Below are 16,615 nucleotides of genomic sequence, written 5' to 3'. Positions count from 1 at the left end.
ATGCCGGGATTGCTGGACTACTTTCTTTCCCCGTACTACGGCGGCGGCATCGCTCCGCCCGGTTTCGATCCGCAGGCGGTGCCCGCGCCTTTCCCGCAAGGTGGCGACCCGATGGCCGGGACAGGCTCGGGCAACAACGGCGGCTTGCCGAAACCTGAACCCGCGGCGTCAACCACGCCGGCGAGCATTCCGCCGCAGTGGGGCGCGCTCTATCCGTCGACACTGAACCTGGAAGCGGACCAGGCGCAACAGGCGCGTGACGCTGCCGCGTCGGTCCTGGCGCGTCGTTTCCGTGGTGCTTCCCATGCTCCGGCGCCGGAAGCCGCGCCGGCGCCGTTCGGCGCTGGTGCAACGCCGTTCGGCTTCGCCGGTCCGGGCTCGATGAATGTCAGCCCGGCCGATATCGCGCCGGCTCCGCCTGCATCGCCCTTCGCCGGCGGTGCAAAACCGGTGCCGTTCGCTGGCGGCCCGGTGACGGCTCAACCGCCGGCGGGCCCGGCCACGGATCTTTCATCGGTCAAGCGCGACCGCGCGCCGGACGCTTCTATTCCTGTGGGCGATTATCAAATGCCGGCATTTCGCGGCGGCGAACCGGCGCCGACTGCGGAAGCGGCTCCCGCTGTGCGTGCCGTGGCTCGCGGCGGCCCCCCCGCGGCCGCGCCATTCTCTTTGGCTGGGTTCGGTGACGCCGCTGGCGATCGGCTAATGAAGGCGACGCGCGGCTTTTTCGGCAACCTCGGCAACGGTCCGATTGGCGCGCTTGCCGGCGGCGTCGGCGCGCTCGTCACCGGGCAAAACACTGATCCAAGTTCGATCGCGTCAGAACAGGGCAGTATGACGGCGCGGGCTCTGCTGGCAAAGGGCGCCTCGCCGGCGGAAGTGCAGGCGGCACGATACAATCCGGCGCTGATGAAGGCGCTAGTTGATAACTATTACGGCAAGGATCGCTGGAACGTCGTCCAGGTCGGCGAGGACGCGGACGGCCGCAAGAAGTTCATGCAACAGAACCAGGTCGACGGCACGTTGCGGGACATTCAGGGCGGCGCCGGCGCCGGCCCGGCTTCTGGCAGCGCTGATTTCGTGACCGGTCCCGGCGGGGAACGGATACCGATCCCGCCGGGCGTCAACCGCAAGGAGTTCATCAACCATATCAGCCGGACCACGGCGGACGCATTGACCGGCAAACAGACCGGCGAGCAAGCCAAATCGGCCAAATTTTCCACGATCGCCACGCAAGCCGATAGCGTCATTAGACAGCTAGAAGCGCAGGGGCAAAGCGTATGGGGTCCGCTTACGGACAAACTTCCGCTGGGGGGCGCCTATCTGCAATCGCCGGAGTATCAGAAGTACAAGGCCGCAAAGGAAGCGTTCCTGGGCGCGCATCTTCGCGACGTTAGCGGCGCGGCGATCGGCTCGAATGAGTACGTTCGCGCTGACAAGACGTTCTTTCCGCAACCCGGCGAGGGGCCGGAAGCTGTGGCACAAAAAGCAGCGCTTAGGGCTCAACTGATGCAGGAAATGGGCCGGTCCGCTGGGCCTGGCTACAAGGCGCCGGCGGCAACCTCTGCCAGCGGCAAAACGTCGGGCGGCATCACTTGGAGCGTTCAATAATGCCTGTTCTGACGATCGGCGACAAACAGGTGTCGGTCGGCGATGAGTTCTTGAAACTCCCGCCGGACCAGCAAAACGCGACCGTTGACGAAATCGCGGCCTCGATCGGTGCCAAGCCGGCCGCGGCGCCGGCTCCCGCCGCGCCGACGGTCAACGGCGTTGCGCGCTCGGCCGCGACCGGCGTTCCGATCGTCGGCGGGCTCTTGAACAAGCTCGACGCGGCAACGAATGCGGCGCTTGCGCCGGCGCTCAACCGCTTCTTCGCGCCGGAAGATCAGTTGCAGGGTGAAACGTTTCGGGAGCGTTACAGCAACTCGTTGCGCGACCAGGAAGGCGCCGACAAGAAGTTTTCGGCAGAACATCCGATTGTCGACACGGCGGCGCAGCTCGCCGGCGGCGTGGCGTCGATGGCTCCGGTTATGTCCGCTGCGCCTAAGGCGTTCGGCCTCACTGGCACTGTCTGGGACATGGCAAAGAACGGCGCAATTTCCGGCGCGGCCTTGTCGGGTGCTGACGCGGCGGTGCGCGGTCATGATGTCGCACCGGCGGCAACGATTGGCGGGGTTATCGGCGGCGTGGCGGGCCCGATCGGAAAGGGCGTCGGGAAGGCGGTCGCGGCGATTGCCGATCGCGTCCGGCCGGCGGAGGCTGTCCCGCAAAATGTCGCTAAGGTCGGCGACGTTGAAATTCCCCTGTCACAGTCGCAAGTCACGCAAAACCCGGCGTTGTCGGCGGAAGAACAGATTTTGTTGCGCGGCGGCCGCGGCGAGGCGGCGCAGAACAGCGCGCAAGGCTTCAAGGATCTGCAAGACGCGCGGGTAAACCAGGCGCGCGAGGATTTCGCGGCTGGCCTGGACCCAACCGGCGCGAGCGCTCGAACCGCGCCACAAGATGCGGCCGAAAAGATCGCGGCGGAATTGATCGCGGCGGAACAGTCGCGGCAAGCCTCGGCGGCCGGCGTCCATGCCGGCGCGATGTCTCCGGAACAACACGGCGCCGATTTGGCGCGCTCGCTCGGTGGCGGGCAGATCCGCGCGGCGGCTCCGGCTGATGCCGCTGAAATCCTCTCCGATCGCTTTGCGGCGGCCCGCAATGCGGCGCGCGCGGACTACCGCGGGAAGTATCGCGAAGTTTCGGAAGCTCCCGGCGAGTTCGCGCCGGGCTCTGCGGCGGGTTTCCGGAACGATGTCGATAAGGGATTGCGCGCCGGAGAAAATCCGGTGTCGCTGGATCCGACCAATACGCCGAAATCGCTTCGGGCGCTCGAAATCATTGACGACAATCTGAACGCGGCCGGCCCTGGGGCGCGTCCGGCGCCGGCTCCCGCTCCGGCGGCGCCTGACGCTGCCGCGGTCGACCAGCACGCGCAAAACGTCGCTGATATCCGCGCGAAATTCGGCGATGACGTCGCGAGCGCCTATCAGCGGCAGAAAGCGGCGGCTGCGCCGGCGCCGGCTTCCGCTGCGCCCAAATCGCAAAGCCTGCTCGAATTCATCGCGTCAAAGGGCGGTTTGGGGCCTGATGCGGAGCTAGAGGCGATCGGCGGCCACGGTCACACCGTTAACGTTGAAGGCGTGGGGCGTCGCAAGCTGGTTCGGCAAGGCGGCTGGCCGCTCGATTATGCGCGCGAGGCGGCGGAAGAGGCCGGCTACCTCCACGGAAACCATAACGGCACGTCGACCGTGAACGATCTGCTCGACGCGATCGACGCGGAAATGCGCGGCCAAAAGCGTTTCCCGGCAGGTTTCGAGGGCCATGTTGGCAAGCGCGAAGCCGCCGCGCGCTCGGAGCGTGAGCAACACGAATTTGATGCGCACCTGCGCGGCATTGACGAGGATCTGAACGCCGCCGGCTATGGTGAACTTGGCGGCGATGTGAGAGCGCGCGCTGTCAAATTAATGGCTGACGAGGGCGCGGCGGCCGATGACGCGGTGGAACGCGCCTTTCGCCAACTGGAACATGAGGACGCGGCGGGCGCCTTGCACGCCGATTTCCCCGGTGATCGGCCGGCGGCTCAGGCGCCGCAAGCGCCTGGCTCCGGCTTCACCATGCGCGACGTTGAACAGGTGCGAAAGCAGCTCTCGACGCTGTACGGCGACGCGCGGCGGGCGATGATGGGCGGCGGATCGGGCGCGGATCTTCAAGCGCTCGAGCAAATCACCGATCATTTTGACGCGCGCGTGGCGCAGATGATTGCGGAAGGCAAGTTCGCCGGCGACGGTCCGGCTGTATTGCAGATGCAAGAAGCGGCGCGGGCGGCGTTCGCGGACTATAAACAGAAATTTGCGAAGCGTGGCGCCGGCGACACGATCGGCGCGGCCGTTGAAAAAATTCTGGGGAAATTCTCCGACACGCGGGCAACGCCGGACGAAATCGTAAAGCTCGCCTATGGCTCGGGCGCTTCGCCGGGCGGTCAAATGCCGGTGCAAATCGCGCAACGGATCGAACGGATTTTTGGCCGCAACTCGGATGAGTTCGCGACCTATAAACAGGGTCTTTTCGCGCAACTCACGCAAGGCGAGCCGGAGAAGGCCGCGGCGCGGATTGTCGACTTCCTCAATGGCACAAAGGGCCGGCTCCTGGCCCATACCGTATTCGAGCCCGGCGAGCGCGCTTCGCTGGCGCGCTATGCGGAGCGGATCCGCGGCGTCTCGGCGCCGCAAGCGGTCGAGCCTGGCGCGGCGGTGGCGGCGATCCGGCGCTATAGCGGCGCGGATGGCGGTCCGCCGGCGTCCGGAAACCAAATCGTCAACGATCTGTTTGGCGCGACCGGCAAGGGCAACGGCCGCTTTGCGGTCGACCTGGCCGTGAAGCTGAAACAGTCGCTAACCCCCGAAGGCTGGACGGCGGTTCGTCAAGGCATGTGGGAAAAGCTCACGAACTCCGGCGAGGGCAAAATTCCGTTCGAGGCGCAAGCCTTGTCGCAACGGCTCCATGAGTTCTTGAACGAAAGCGGCTCGCAACTGTCGAAGGTGCTGTTTTCGCCGCGGGAATTGGAGCTGATGAGCCAGCTTGCGAGCGTCTATAAGCAGATGATCCCCGTTAAGGGCACGACGAACCCAAGCGGAACAGCGCCGATGTTGGCGAAGATCGCGAACGGTGCGCGGTCCTCGCTGCTGCCACTGCTCGGATTTTCCGGCGGCGGCCTTCCTGGCGCGGCTGTGGCGCTCGGCGTCGACAAGGGGCTTGCCGCGATCGGCAACGCCAACGCGGCGCGCAAGGCAACTAGCCTATTTTATGGGGACCAGGGCAAGCGGTCGATTGATCCGCGGTTTGCCAAGGGCGCCGGCCTGCTGTCGCAGGGCGCACTTCCCGCGATCAATCAAGGGCGCTCGCGCTGACGCCCATCGTAGAGGTATGCGGCGCCCAATATCGCCGCAAGGACTACTAAACCGCCCGTCGTACCGTAGTTGTCAACGATGCTGTGGGCGGCGAAGCGAACGCCAAGCATGACGACGCTAAAGACGACGACACAAACCAGGATTAAAGGGCGCAAATGGGCCTCGCTGATAAGATTATCGGAGTGGAAAGCGGCGGGGACGCGAACGCCAAAAACGAGCGGTCGACCGCAACGGGGCCCGGCCAGTTTATCGAGGAGACTTGGCTTTCGATGCTGCGAAGCACCGCCCGGACATTACCAGTTCGCGTGCTGACCTTCTGGCACTGAGGACCAACGCAGACCTCTCCAAAGAGATGACGGACGCCTATGCGGCGGACAACGGCGGAATCCTAAAGGGCGCCGGACTCCCTGTCACCCCCGGAACGCAATATCTCGCTCATTTCGCGGGGCCGCAGGGCGCGGTTGGGCTCTTGAACGCTGATCCGAGTACGCCGGCCTCGGCCGTTCTCCGGCCGTCCGCGATCAAGGCGAACCCGTTTCTCGCCAATATGTCAGCTGGCGACGTGGCGGCCTGGGCTGATCGGAAGATGGGCGGCGCCTCGGCGCCTATGTCAATGGCAGGCCCTCGGCCGGCCGCAGCGCCAGCGCCGGCGGCCCCGGCTGCTGTGGACCCTGCGGCCGCGGCAGTCTCAGCCGCGCCGGAGGCAAAAGCGCCGGCTTTCCAAATCGGCGGCTCGGGTGGTGGCGCTCCTGCCATGAACCTGGCCGCGCTCACGGCAACGCCGCAACTTACAAACCTTTTGCGGCCTCGGCCTAACCTCTTCGGACTGAAAACCGCGCCGTTTTCTCTGAGGGGCTAGAATGACGTTTTGGAAGTGGTCAACCAGCGCCGCAAACAACGGGACGGCGGATAGCACTTGCCCATTTCCGGAAGGCATGGACCCGGCCGCGCTCAATGATGGTGCGCGGGGTCAGATGGCGGCGCTTGCCAAGTATCGCGACGATATCGCCGGCGTGGTCGTAACGGGCGGATCTGCAACCGCTTACACCATTTTCAGCAATCAAGGCTTCGACACGTTCGCGCATATGCACGGCGCGATGATCTGCTTTACGCCGCACGTCACCAACGGTGCCAACGGAACAAGCCTCAACGTCGACGGGCTCGGCGTGAAACCCATCCTGCCGGCGCCCGGCGTCGGCCTTCAAGGTGCGGTGCTGATCCAGGGCACGCCTTACGCTGTGACCTACAACCACACGGACGGCGCGTTTTATCTTCATGGGTATTTCGGCAATCCCTTTAGCGTCCCGTTCCTGGGCGGGATGGATTATTGGGATACGGTGGCGCCGAATAGCGCCTTCATCTTCCCGCTCGGTCAGGCGATTTCTCGAACCGTCTATGCGACCGCCTTCGCGCGGTGGGGAATAAAGTTCGGGCCGGGCGACGGCTCCACGACGTTCAACGTTCCGAACAAGGCCGGCAAGGTGTCGGCGATGATCGAGGCCGCGGCCTCTCTCCTGACGCCGGCGTTTTTCGGCGGTGACAGTACGATCATCGGAACGGTGGGCGGCTCGGAAAAGAATAGCCTTGTGATCGGCAATCTTCCACCCATGACGCCCTCGGGCTCCGTTTCAGTTTCAAATGGCGCAATCACCATCAACGGCGCGGGTAGCTACGCCTACATGGGAACGTCAGGAGGGGGCGGCGCTGGTGGCGGAGGCCAGTTCGGCATTCCCGGCTTTAATTCACTATCTGCGTCTCAGGCTGCAAGTTCGGCCTCGTTCACTGGCAGTGCAATGGGCGGAACAAGCGCGGCGTTCCGGACGCAGCCGCCGACAATCACCTGTAATTACGTGATCCGCGTTCTCTGATCGCTCGGCATTTTGCCCGTTAACCGGCGGCCCCTACCTTGCGGCGCGATCAACCTCCGATCGAAAGGGAAACTCAAAATGTCCATCAAAGTAACCGTTCGGGGTCCGACCGACACCACCAAGCGCGCGTTCGTGTCGGGCTCGGGCGTCCCCGCTACGTTTGTCGCCAGTGGCGAGACGAAGGAGTTCACCGCGAGCGCGGGCCCGCTCCCCGCCGCGGTCCACGTCTCCGAAGTTCCGGCGGCCTAAGCCGATCACGACTATGGCGGCGGGTAGGTCCATCGGCCCGGCCCGCCGCAAATAGATATTTTTTACGGGGCGAGCTATGCGGCTGATCGATAACGCTTGGCGGGATTTCCATCGGCTTTGGACAATCCGGATTTCGCTCGCTGTCGGCGTCTTTAACGGCGTTGCCGCTGTCCTCGGCGCCTTTACGGACATTTTCAATCCGTGGTTTCTGGTCTGCCTTAGTGTGTTCGTGAATGTGGCCGTGATCCCGCTCGCTCGCCTCGCAAAGCAGCGTGAGCCGCAATGAGCGCGCGGAAAACTGTCCTCACGGTTGCGAGCGCGGGCGCCCTGGCGCTCGCCGTGCCCGCGATCAAGCATTATGAGGGCTACGCTCCGACCGTCGTTCCGGACAAGCTCGCCGGCGGCCTTCCGACTGGCGGCTACGGCGAAACCGTAGGCGTGAAGCTCGACGAAACGCACTCGGAAAAGTATTGGTCCGATCGCCTCGCGAAGCGCCTGGCCGAAGATTACGACACTGGCATAGGCAAGTGTATCACGGTCGAATTGCCGGACGGCGTTCGAGCGATGGCGCTCTCGATGTCGTGGAACGCCGGCCCCGGCGCCATCTGCAATTCTCCGATGGTCAAGAGGTGGAACGCCGGCGACGTCAAAGGCGGTTGCCGGGCGATCCTGTCGAAAGGGCCGGACGGTGAATTTAACGGGTGGCGCATTTCCTCACGTCCCGCTGGTCCCGGAACGCCGCTAGTCGTCCAGCCCGGTCTAATCAACCGCCGCGCCGATGAGCGCAAGAAATGCCTCGCCGCGGCTCGTGAGCCTGCGCCGCTCGTTGCTGTCGCTCCCGTACCGTTCCCGCCGCCTGTGGTGGCTCCGCCGGCGCCGCCGGCCGCTCGTGTGGTCGAAGCTCCAAAACCGTCTTGGTGGCGCTCTCTGCTCGCGCGGCTGCGTTGCTGGATCTTCAAATGCGAGGCCGCGAAATGATGAGCGAAATTTTTCGGAACGTCACAACGTCCGGGCTCGCGCTCGGCGTCGATGGGCTGATTTTGGCCGCGGCGCTCGTCGTCGGGTTTCTCCCGTTCGCTCGATTTCTGCCGGTCGTGGGCCCGTATGTTCCGGCCGCAAAGATCGTCGCGGTGCTGGTGGCGGCGGTGATCTGCTTCAAGCTCGGTTTCCGGCTCGCCAGCGAACAGGAAGAAGCCGGCCGCCTGCGCGCGACGATCGCCGCGCAAAAGGCGGACTTAGACAACGCGGCGAAATCCGCCGCAGACGCAACCCAGCGCGCAAGCGAAATCGAGGCTTCTGCCAATGCCCAACATGAAACCGACGCCCAATATATTCGCTCGCTGGCGCTCCGCCCTGAACCTGGTTGCCTTCTCGATGACGGCGACATTCCTAGCGGGCTGCGCAAGCGCCCCGCCGACGCAAGTGGCGCGCGATCTGCCGCCGGTCGCCGATAGGCTCATGACGCCGGTTCCGGTTCCGACAATCTACAAGGGGCAAGACGCGCGCGCCGCGCTGCGACTTACCGGAACGGCATTGATCGAAGCGAACGCGCGCCTATCGGCCTCCGCCGGTTGGTACGAGGGCGTTCGCAAGAGCTACGGGGGCAAGTGATGAACGCCGGCGAAATGGAAAAGCTCGCGAAGATGGCTGCGAAAGAAGCCGTCTCGGAAACATTTCTCTCGCTCGGGCTCAATGTATCGACGCCCGATGCAATTCTTTCCGTTCAAAACCAGTTCGCGACCCTTCGAAACCTTCATTACTCGATGCGTCAGGCGCGCAACGTCATCATTGCCGGCGTGCTTGGCGCGCTCGTTAGCGGCGGCGTCTACGCGTTCTGGGCAGGCTTTAAGGCCAGCGCCGCAGCGCCGGCGACCACTTCGGCGCCGATCGGCTCGCGGTGATCATCTCTGCCATTCGATTCTCTGAATCTCTTCTGTTTTCTGCAAGCTGAGGCGGTCGTTATCGGGGAAATAAATCAACAGCCGGTGCTCGCCCATCATTAATAAATAGCCTCTAGATGTGTCATTCTTCGAGACAATCGTCGCAATTCTACCGTCGGCCTTGCCGGTCTTGATTTGATCGAGGATGAAATGGGTTTGGCCGGCGCCCATCATCATGGCAACGAAGATCAGAGTGGATGCCAGCAAGAATAACATACCGGTGCTACTCCAAGGCCGCCGAAGCAACAAATTGTTAACGGGCACAATTGCAAAAATTGGAATTAAAGCGGCCCAAAGGTACAGCTCGTGCAAATGCACACCTTTCTTGTAGACGTCTTTGATGATGAGCCCGAACACCGCGACTATGGCGAGAGAGATCCCCAGTTTGGCCAATATTTTTAGCCGGGATGATTTTTGCGGACGTTGGGTCCTGGTGCGAGCTATGCGCATCAGGCCGGCAAAAAAAGCAGAGACGAATAATGCAGTAGGCAATGCCTGCGTCGCGGCCAACAAATGCTCCGACAAAGAAAAAGAAAGGAAGCCGCCCAGCGGTTGAAATCTGCCCACCTCCCAACTGATTGCAAGGGACGTGGCGAAGAGGGGTATTAGAACAGCAATGTCCTTTATCGAGACAGACCCGGCCGGCTCACTCCTCGCAACTTTCCTATGAAATCTCGGTAGCGCCACGTCTTGCCCCTCTCGCTTGAAGTGCCGTGACGACGCCATATCGATTTAGCGGGCTCGTTATCACGGTCGAACGCAGTCCGCTGTATTGCGCATCCAACTAGGACGGCGCTCAAGTGTAGTCGGATCGCTCTTCCTGGTCAGGGCCCTAAGGGTCCAAGCGGATAATGGGGCGGCCGAGAATTCGCCTGAAAAACCCTTTTTTCCGATGGTTCATCACGGCTGATGTAATCAGTTGGTCCCACTTCTCTGGATTGGTTTCTCTAATTCGGGACAACCGCGCTAAGTTCTCGGAGCTTCGATATGGGAGAACGCCGGATGTCAGCGCAAAGCTGCTCGCTGTGATGATGTCGGTCAACGCAACGAAGATTATGGTTATGCCGGAGGCTAGCGGCGAAAAGTTTGGATGTCGGTATACCTCTAACAGGGTCATGATGTGCACGGCTCCGACGCCCGTGACGAAGAGAGCTAAAAGAGCCAGCAAAGCGATCACAAACAATGAAGCCCATATCAAGTGCCAGCGGCTAAGATTCCAGTCGGGATGGTTTGGCCCCACTAAAAAGGAAAAATCTAATCCGTAGGCAAAGTTGAGAAACGTTGCTTTTTGAGCATCTCCCTTGGCAAGCCGGTCGTTGTTTGACCGCAGCATATTTCCCAAGACGCCCTTGTGGTGGCCAATCCAGGTTACCCACAGGCCGAGCGCGGAAGATATGAGGATGAAAGCCTCTCGCAGGTTTTTACCTGCGGTGATCCCAAATAGATTCAGATTTACATCCGTACCCGTCAAAAGCAAAACGAGATATACGAACGTTGGAAGTTGCAAAAAAAATATCGCGCGTTGGAGCTGTCCGAGTTCCCCCCGTCGCTTATCGATCATTTCGAAAAACTTGTCGTTGAACGGTCCTGCTGAAGACGACTTCCGCAAAATGGTTCGGAAGTGTTCTGTCTGGACTGCGTCGCCGGAGGAAAAGGCTGGGAAGGTAGTTTTAACAGGCCGCATCGAAACCGTCCTGATTCGGGAATGGCTTCCAAGATGGCACGCAATGCGTGCGGAGGTCTGGAGATTTCACGTTTCCCCGGCTATTCACAGGCGGGTCCGACAGGTTGCGCCTGCCCCGCCTTGGCGAGTTCTCCAAGCGTGCACATGGCCAGTCACGCCTTCGTGTTATGCGTATTTCCGGGGGTGGGGAAAGTGTTCACAGCCCCTTGCGGTCCCCACCGGGCCGCGTCACGCTATCGTCAATGCTTTGCGGTTTGTCGCGAGCAGACTGCCCAACGAAAAGCCGCCCTCGGTTCGAGCGAGGACGGCTTGCGTATCGTAGGGATGGCTCCCCGAGGGCCGCCACTTCGGGATTTCCCCGGGGTGGCGGTACCTTGCGAGTACGGTATTGCGCCCCCGCTGCATGTCAACAGATCGGGCCACTTAGCGGCGGGAAAACTCGCGGGCTTCGCTCAAATCACGGTAGCGCGAACGCGAACGGAGCCGGAACGAATGTGCCTGTTTTCGTGCCTGTCGCGACCGCAGTTAGTTGCCGTTTTGGCCGCCTTTGCCGCGGGCCGGAAGTCCAGAAAAGCCTATAATACAAAGGTTTTTCTGGTGCCGGTTGAGAGGATTGAACTCCCGACCTTCGGTTTACAAAACCGGTGGATGCCCTACGCCCAGGCAGGTCAGGTAGTGCGTTCAAATCGCACCAGTTTTCACTCAATGCGTAGGGCGCCTCAACCTTTTTTGTTGGCGTTCCCCAGCCACAACAGGTGAGGGCGTCGCTGAAAATAGCGCTTACAAATCAAGGGCACTTTTTCGCCCGCACCTTTAAGCAAATGATTGAAATTGTTGATTTATGTCACTCCTTCTTCCCCCACCAGCCTTCGCTCGCCAAGCGAGAGAAGGCCGCCGCGCCGAGCCCAACGGGCGCAGGCGGGCTGTCGCCGCGAGCTACGGCTCGGCAAGCCGTCCCGTTGAACTCTCCACCGACCGCCCGCTCAGCCGCGTGCCACCTACTTCTGCGCATTCGAGAAAGCCGTTTCCAGCACTTCGCCAATCGGCTGCCACGTGCGGCCGTCGAATTGGATCAGCCGCAGGTGTTTGATCGGTCGAAAATTCCAGCGGCCGGTGCTGATCTTGATCCCGGGTAGCAGCATGGAGCCCTGGTAGTTTTCGAGGGCCGCTGCCTGCTTCATGACGTTCTCGCGAGACAGGTCATTGCCGCATTGTTTGAGCACCTGCGCCAACGTCTCGGCGGCGGCGTAGCCGAAGACGGCGGCGTTGTCGTCCTTGCCTCCGGCCCGATTATATTTCTCGACAAATGCCTGCCAGTCCTTGCTGGCCTGTTCGTCCTTCCAGGCCGGATCATTGGCATCTTTCAGGAAGGTGGCTGTAATCGCGCCCAAGGCGTTTTCAGAGCCGTTGTCCGGGCCGGCGGGCCGTGGCGCCGTCGCGATCGATGCAGCCATATGGTTCAGGATGAACACCGGATGCCAGTTGAGATCCGCCGCAACCCGAACGACTTTCGCTGCGTTTGCAGGCATCCCTGCAAACACAAAAATTTCGGCTCCTGATCGCTTCAGGATCGATACGTGCGTGTCCAGATTCTCATCTGCGATGTCGTAGGCGATGTCGACCCTGATCATCCGGGCGATGTCACCGAGCCCGTCTTCCAACCCCTTGAACAATTCTCGACCGAAATGATCGTTCTGCCAGAGCGCGACGATCCTCTTTCCGGGGTAGAACGCCTGGATGTAGTTGGCGTAGATGCGTCCCTCTTCCCGAATGGAGGGCTGCCAGCCCATCGTCCACGGGAACATCGACGGATCGCTCAGATGATCGTCTCCCGAAGCGACAAAGAGTTGAGGAATTTGCCGTTCGTTCAGGTAGGCGCGAACGGCAAAGTTTCCCGGCGTTCCGAACGAACCGAACATCAAGAGGACGTCGTCTTTCTCGATCAGGCCGCGCGTAACGTCCAGCGCGGTCGACGGATCGGATTTGTCGTCATAGGAGATGAAGCGCACCTTGCGGCCGTTGATCCCGCCGCGCTCGTTGATCATCTCAAAATACGCCGCTTCGGCTTTTCCAATCGCTCCGAAGACCTCCAGACTCCCGCTGTAGGGCATGACGTTCCCGATGCGGATTTCAGTGTCGGTCACGCCGGGTTCGCGCACGCGCTCGGTGATCGCGCTCAATGACGTAAGCGCCAGGACAACGGCAATCAACGTTCGGGGCCAGGATTGCATCGGATGAACTCAATTACAAAAGAGTGCAGCCAGATTTCGAGACCTGTGGGAGGCGCTCAGCTTGATTTAGATCAAGCGCCAGGAGATCGAGGGCGGATGGACGGGCGCGTGACCGTCATTTGCTTTGAGAAGGATGAATGAGCCTTTGTTTCGACCGGCTCATCCCGAAAACAGGCCGACAGCTCGCGGCAGGCTACAAGCAAGTTCCCGCAAAAACGCGATGCGACAAGCCTACGCCGTCGATCGGTTGTGTCAACGAATTCGCTTTTGTTCCCTTGGAGGCGAGCCGCCCCCTTGAACTCTCCCGCCGGCGACCGCGACCAAGCGGGCAGGGGAGCGCATCATGTTCGAATGGCTGATACCGCTGCTGCTCGCGGGCTTGCTGCTGATCTGGATTCTCGATCTGCCTGAAATCCTGGGCGAGGTGTTGGGCGGCCTGCTGCTTGCCGCGATCGTGGGTACGGTGAAGCTGACCGCCTTCCTGATCCGCAAGCTTGTCACGGCCGGCAAGCCTCAGCCCTGACCCTCGCTCGCGGTTTCCGGCACGGCTTCGCCAGGGAGATAAAGCCTGATTGGGCGGATCTCGTAGACGGCGGACGGATTGACGCGGCGCAGGTCGCGCGCGACGCCGAGCGCGGCGTCCGCGTTTTCGCAGTTCACGACGTAGAAGCCCAACAGCTGCTCCTTGGTCTCGGCAAACGGCCCGTCGATCACCATTCCGGCGCCCGGGCCGCGCAAGGTGCGGGCCTCCGCCGTGCCACCTAGTCGCGCCGCCGGCCCGAGCAGCTTCATTGCGTTCAGCCGGTCACGCACCGCGAGCAGGCCGGTCATGACAGCCGCATCCTCCTCTGGCGTCCATGACGTCACCTCGGCTTCGACGTGATAGGCGAGAATGGCATAGAGCATCGACTTCTCCTTGCTGGACGGACCGGACTGGCCGCCCCCTTAAAAGACGATTGGGCCCCGATCATCCCGACATAGGGGGCCGCGACGAAACATTCCGGAAACACGATATATCGGATTGCCCTTGAACGTCGCCCGGCAGGCTCACGACTGATGAGCAGAACGCGAGCCAACGCGCCCTTTCAAGGAGACGGTCGTGCGACGCCAGCCAGCCACGATCATCTGCGATGTCGCCAGATCGCGCGCATTACAGCCGGCGTCGTCGCAAGCGGGCGATTGGCACGACGTCACCGGCCATCACCGCTACTACGGCAGTTCCGCGATCAATGGCGGCGAGCGCATCGTCGAAGACCGTCGCCGCCGGCGTCTGGTCAATCTCTGCGGGTTCTGATCGCCAGCTTGTAGCCACAATAAGAAAAGCGCGGCGGGATGGCTCCCGCCGCGCTCCAACTCTTGTACTCGCTGGTCCAGGCCTGAGAGCGCCCGGAGCCAGGCCTTCAAACAGGGCCTAGCGGGCGATCCCAGCGAGGTGACAGCGCTTGGTAAAAGACACTGGATCACCTCCTTTCATTGTTGATGGAAACATCAATATAGGCGCCGAATCAGGCCCTGTTAAGGGCCCGGACCGGCTGATCGGCGGCAAAGGGCTGTCCGGACAAGGACCGGCAGGGCGGGTTGAGGCTGCCGGCCCGCCGTGTTAGTGCATCCCCGCACGCGGGTGTAGCTCAATGGTAGAGCAGCAGCCTTCCAAGCTGAATACGAGGGTTCGATTCCCTTCACCCGCTCCAGTATTTTCAAGCACTTATCGGATTTCTTGATTTCCATTCCGACAAGACAGCGGAATCCATTCCGACAAATGTTCACTTTCTGGCCGCGTTCCTGCGCCGCTTGATGCGCTTGATCTGTGCGTCCTGCTTGGCCTCGTCGTCATGATGAAGGTAGTGCGCCATCGCTTTGGTCGATGACCATTGGCCCTTCTTCATCAACTGCGTTTCTGTGAGGCCGGACGTGCTCGCCTCGGTGGTCCCGCCATGCCGGCCAAACGACGTGAAGGTCAGCTCAGGACGCAAGTCCGCGGCCAGAATGATCTTCTTCGCAATGCGCTCGACTTGAGTCAGCATCTCGCCCTTGCCGCACCAGGGCAAACTACTACCGTCTCGGCGCAGCATCAGGCCGCCCGTCGGCCGCAATGCTTTCAGGGCGTCGAGCTCTGCCATCAGCAGGGGATAGAGCGGCTTACTCTTCTTATCGAAAAGCGGCTCCCACGAGCCCGTACTTGTTTTGTAGTTGATGACATAGACGTGGTTTGGACGGCTTTCCGGCCGATAGTGTTCCGCCATGAAGCGGATGAAGATATGAGCCTTGCGCTGCAGCCATTCCCAACCGATCAGGACACCCGTTGCCAATGACGGATAGCCCAACTCGATCGCTTTCGCACGGAACGCCGCCAGCTCGTCAAAATTAGCATGCGGCGTTTCGCGCGAGGTCGATTGCAGGCCCATCTTCTCAAATGGGTTCTTCGTCGGAAATAGGTGGGGGTGCGCCCGTGAGATCGTGTTCCATGCGCCGCGAGCGGTCTTCATCGCATGGTTCACGGTCGTGCGGCGTTCCACTCTCTCGCCGTCGACATCTTTATAGAGCAGCTTCTCGAACAGGTCGTCCGCAAACGCCGTATCGATACTCGAAACGCGCCGCGTGCCTAGGCGCCTTCCGTCCTTCAATATGTATTCGCAGATCATCTTGATGCCGGTTTCATGCACGCGACATTGACCGGGGCTCAAAGGTTGCAAACGCTTCGCGGTCTTCTGTTTCCACGTTCGACGATACTCGTGAAACATCCAGTCGAGCGTTCCGATCACGACTCCGATGCCAACGGGATCACCACCCGTGAGCCAGCTGTCGAACGCAGGTAGCAAGATCTTCTCGGCGCGCTGCACGGCCAGCTCGTAGTCGGTTCCGAGCGGTTCGTTCTTGACCGGGCAACCTTTTTTGCGTGCCCACGTTGGCACGTCGAAAAAGTACGCAAGGCTCTCTTTCCGAAGGCGCTTGCGTCTTGTGTAGCGAGGCAGCGGCAGCGCGGAACGTCCCACTCTCATCACAGCAAACTCCTGGACACCTCCGGGTCGTCCTCAGGATCGATTGGAATCGATCTTTCTTCACTTAACAACACAGAAATGCGTCCATCGGGCCAAATCTCGACGCGCGCGACTTTGCCGCCACTGTCGAGGACACCTCTAACAGCGCGCTTAACGTCTGCTTCAGTAAATCGGGCTCTCGACATCCAGGCAGGGGTACGCAAGCGATGGCGCAGTTAGTCGTGCATTCAACCATGAATCTCAGCGATTGCTCCACTGAAGGGAGAAGAAGCTTGGCGCATGGTAGGGCACCTAGAGGGCTCTAGATTCGGAGTAAGGCAGACCGACACAGAAGGAGCTAGCGATCATATTTTGTTGAGATCGTAAGGCGGGGAAGTGAAGTTGGACCTAGCCGTCGCTGTATGACCGAAGCTAGCCCAAACCTCCTCATAATGAAGTTTACTAGGAACGCGACATGCGTTTTTTAGTAACGTATTTGGCATCCACTCGACCAGGAAGACTGTCGGTGGATATTGAAGCAGCGTAAATCCGTTAGCAGGACTCTTTTCCAAGTGCTTCCATCTCCACCCAAGCATCTAGTCCGCCGAAGCTCGTTTTGGTAGCCATCGAATACGCTCTGCATAGATTTCTGAGCCCAGGACAGCCCGCGCGCTCGCAATTTTATAAACAACTCGCGATTTCGCGCGTGCCGG

The 16,615-nt window shown here is 61.2% G+C and carries 16 protein-coding genes and 1 tRNA gene; 12 read left to right on the top strand and 5 right to left on the bottom strand.

The window, feature by feature from the left end; genetic code table 11:
• The 9 genes from ACPPVP_RS29140 (at position 1) to ACPPVP_RS29100 (ending at position 8,970) form a co-directional block, all read left to right on the top strand.
• The gene (locus tag ACPPVP_RS29140) at positions 1-1,611 is read left to right on the top strand and encodes a hypothetical protein (protein WP_426526804.1); all 1,611 of its coding nucleotides are present in this window, start codon (positions 1-3) and stop codon (positions 1,609-1,611) included.
• Entirely contained in the window at positions 1,611-4,952 is a 3,342-nt protein-coding gene (locus tag ACPPVP_RS29135) for a hypothetical protein (RefSeq protein WP_426526802.1), read from the top strand. The genes ACPPVP_RS29140 and ACPPVP_RS29135 overlap by 1 nt, the downstream gene beginning before the upstream one ends.
• Positions 4,953-5,887: 935 nt before the next feature.
• Positions 5,888-6,820, top strand: coding sequence for a tail fiber protein (locus ACPPVP_RS29130; RefSeq protein ID WP_426526800.1), 933 nt, complete (start codon positions 5,888-5,890; stop codon positions 6,818-6,820).
• Between the two features lie 78 nt (positions 6,821-6,898).
• Positions 6,899-7,069, top strand: a complete 171-nt coding sequence (locus ACPPVP_RS29125) for a hypothetical protein (protein WP_426526798.1) — start codon at positions 6,899-6,901, stop codon at positions 7,067-7,069.
• 76 nt (positions 7,070-7,145) lie between these two features.
• Complete coding sequence (locus tag ACPPVP_RS29120; RefSeq protein ID WP_426526797.1) at positions 7,146-7,355, top strand: hypothetical protein; 210 nt, start codon at positions 7,146-7,148, stop codon at positions 7,353-7,355.
• Entirely contained in the window at positions 7,352-8,047 is a 696-nt protein-coding gene (locus ACPPVP_RS29115) for a glycoside hydrolase family protein (RefSeq protein ID WP_426526795.1), read from the top strand. Before ACPPVP_RS29120 ends, ACPPVP_RS29115 begins: the two co-directional genes overlap by 4 nt.
• Positions 8,044-8,523 (top strand): hypothetical protein, encoded by a 480-nt coding sequence (locus ACPPVP_RS29110; RefSeq protein WP_426526793.1) that lies wholly within the window; start codon positions 8,044-8,046, stop codon positions 8,521-8,523. Before ACPPVP_RS29115 ends, ACPPVP_RS29110 begins: the two co-directional genes overlap by 4 nt.
• A gap of 4 nt (positions 8,524-8,527) precedes the next feature.
• Positions 8,528-8,680, top strand: a complete 153-nt coding sequence (locus tag ACPPVP_RS29105) for a hypothetical protein (RefSeq protein ID WP_426526791.1) — start codon at positions 8,528-8,530, stop codon at positions 8,678-8,680.
• Complete coding sequence (locus ACPPVP_RS29100) at positions 8,680-8,970, top strand: hypothetical protein (protein WP_426526789.1); 291 nt, start codon at positions 8,680-8,682, stop codon at positions 8,968-8,970. The genes ACPPVP_RS29105 and ACPPVP_RS29100 overlap by 1 nt, the downstream gene beginning before the upstream one ends.
• On the opposite strand, the gene ACPPVP_RS29095 is transcribed toward ACPPVP_RS29100, so the two are convergent.
• From ACPPVP_RS29095 to ACPPVP_RS29085, 3 genes are all read right to left on the bottom strand, one after another.
• Entirely contained in the window at positions 8,971-9,519 is a 549-nt protein-coding gene (locus ACPPVP_RS29095; protein ID WP_426526787.1) for a hypothetical protein, read from the bottom strand.
• Between the two features lie 322 nt (positions 9,520-9,841).
• Complete coding sequence (locus ACPPVP_RS29090; protein WP_426526786.1) at positions 9,842-10,693, bottom strand: hypothetical protein; 852 nt, start codon at positions 10,691-10,693, stop codon at positions 9,842-9,844.
• A 998-nt stretch (positions 10,694-11,691) separates the two neighbouring features.
• Positions 11,692-12,873 carry an ABC transporter substrate-binding protein gene (locus tag ACPPVP_RS29085; RefSeq protein WP_426526784.1) on the bottom strand — a complete coding sequence of 394 codons (1,182 nt, stop codon included), beginning with the start codon at positions 12,871-12,873 and terminating at the stop codon, positions 11,692-11,694.
• Between the two features lie 394 nt (positions 12,874-13,267).
• Here ACPPVP_RS29085 and ACPPVP_RS29080 point away from each other — a divergent pair, with 394 nt between their 5' ends.
• Positions 13,268-13,447: a hypothetical protein gene (locus ACPPVP_RS29080; protein ID WP_426526782.1), complete on the top strand. Its 180-nt coding sequence runs from the start codon at positions 13,268-13,270 to the stop codon at positions 13,445-13,447.
• On the opposite strand, the gene ACPPVP_RS29075 is transcribed toward ACPPVP_RS29080, so the two are convergent.
• On the bottom strand, positions 13,438-13,830 hold the full coding sequence (locus ACPPVP_RS29075; protein ID WP_426526780.1) for a YciI family protein: 393 nt from the start codon (positions 13,828-13,830) through the stop codon (positions 13,438-13,440). The genes ACPPVP_RS29080 and ACPPVP_RS29075 overlap by 10 nt on opposite strands.
• 193 nt (positions 13,831-14,023) lie before the next feature.
• Between ACPPVP_RS29075 and ACPPVP_RS29070 the strand changes: the two genes are divergently transcribed.
• Positions 14,024-14,218, top strand: a complete 195-nt coding sequence (locus ACPPVP_RS29070; protein ID WP_426526778.1) for a hypothetical protein — start codon at positions 14,024-14,026, stop codon at positions 14,216-14,218.
• Positions 14,219-14,541: 323 nt separating this feature from the next.
• Positions 14,542-14,615: transfer RNA gene (locus tag ACPPVP_RS29065), tRNA-Gly, on the top strand.
• A gap of 72 nt (positions 14,616-14,687) precedes the next feature.
• On the opposite strand, the gene ACPPVP_RS29060 is transcribed toward ACPPVP_RS29065, so the two are convergent.
• The gene (locus ACPPVP_RS29060; RefSeq protein ID WP_426526776.1) at positions 14,688-15,923 is read right to left on the bottom strand and encodes a hypothetical protein; all 1,236 of its coding nucleotides are present in this window, start codon (positions 15,921-15,923) and stop codon (positions 14,688-14,690) included.
• Positions 15,924-16,615 lie beyond the last annotated feature (692 nt).

It is taken from the genome of Bradyrhizobium sp. McL0615 (genome assembly GCF_049993905.1).
Lineage (GTDB): Bacteria > Pseudomonadota > Alphaproteobacteria > Rhizobiales > Xanthobacteraceae > Bradyrhizobium.
The sequence above is the reverse complement of the archived record's forward strand: the minus strand, read 5'-3'. Positions and strand labels throughout refer to the sequence as shown.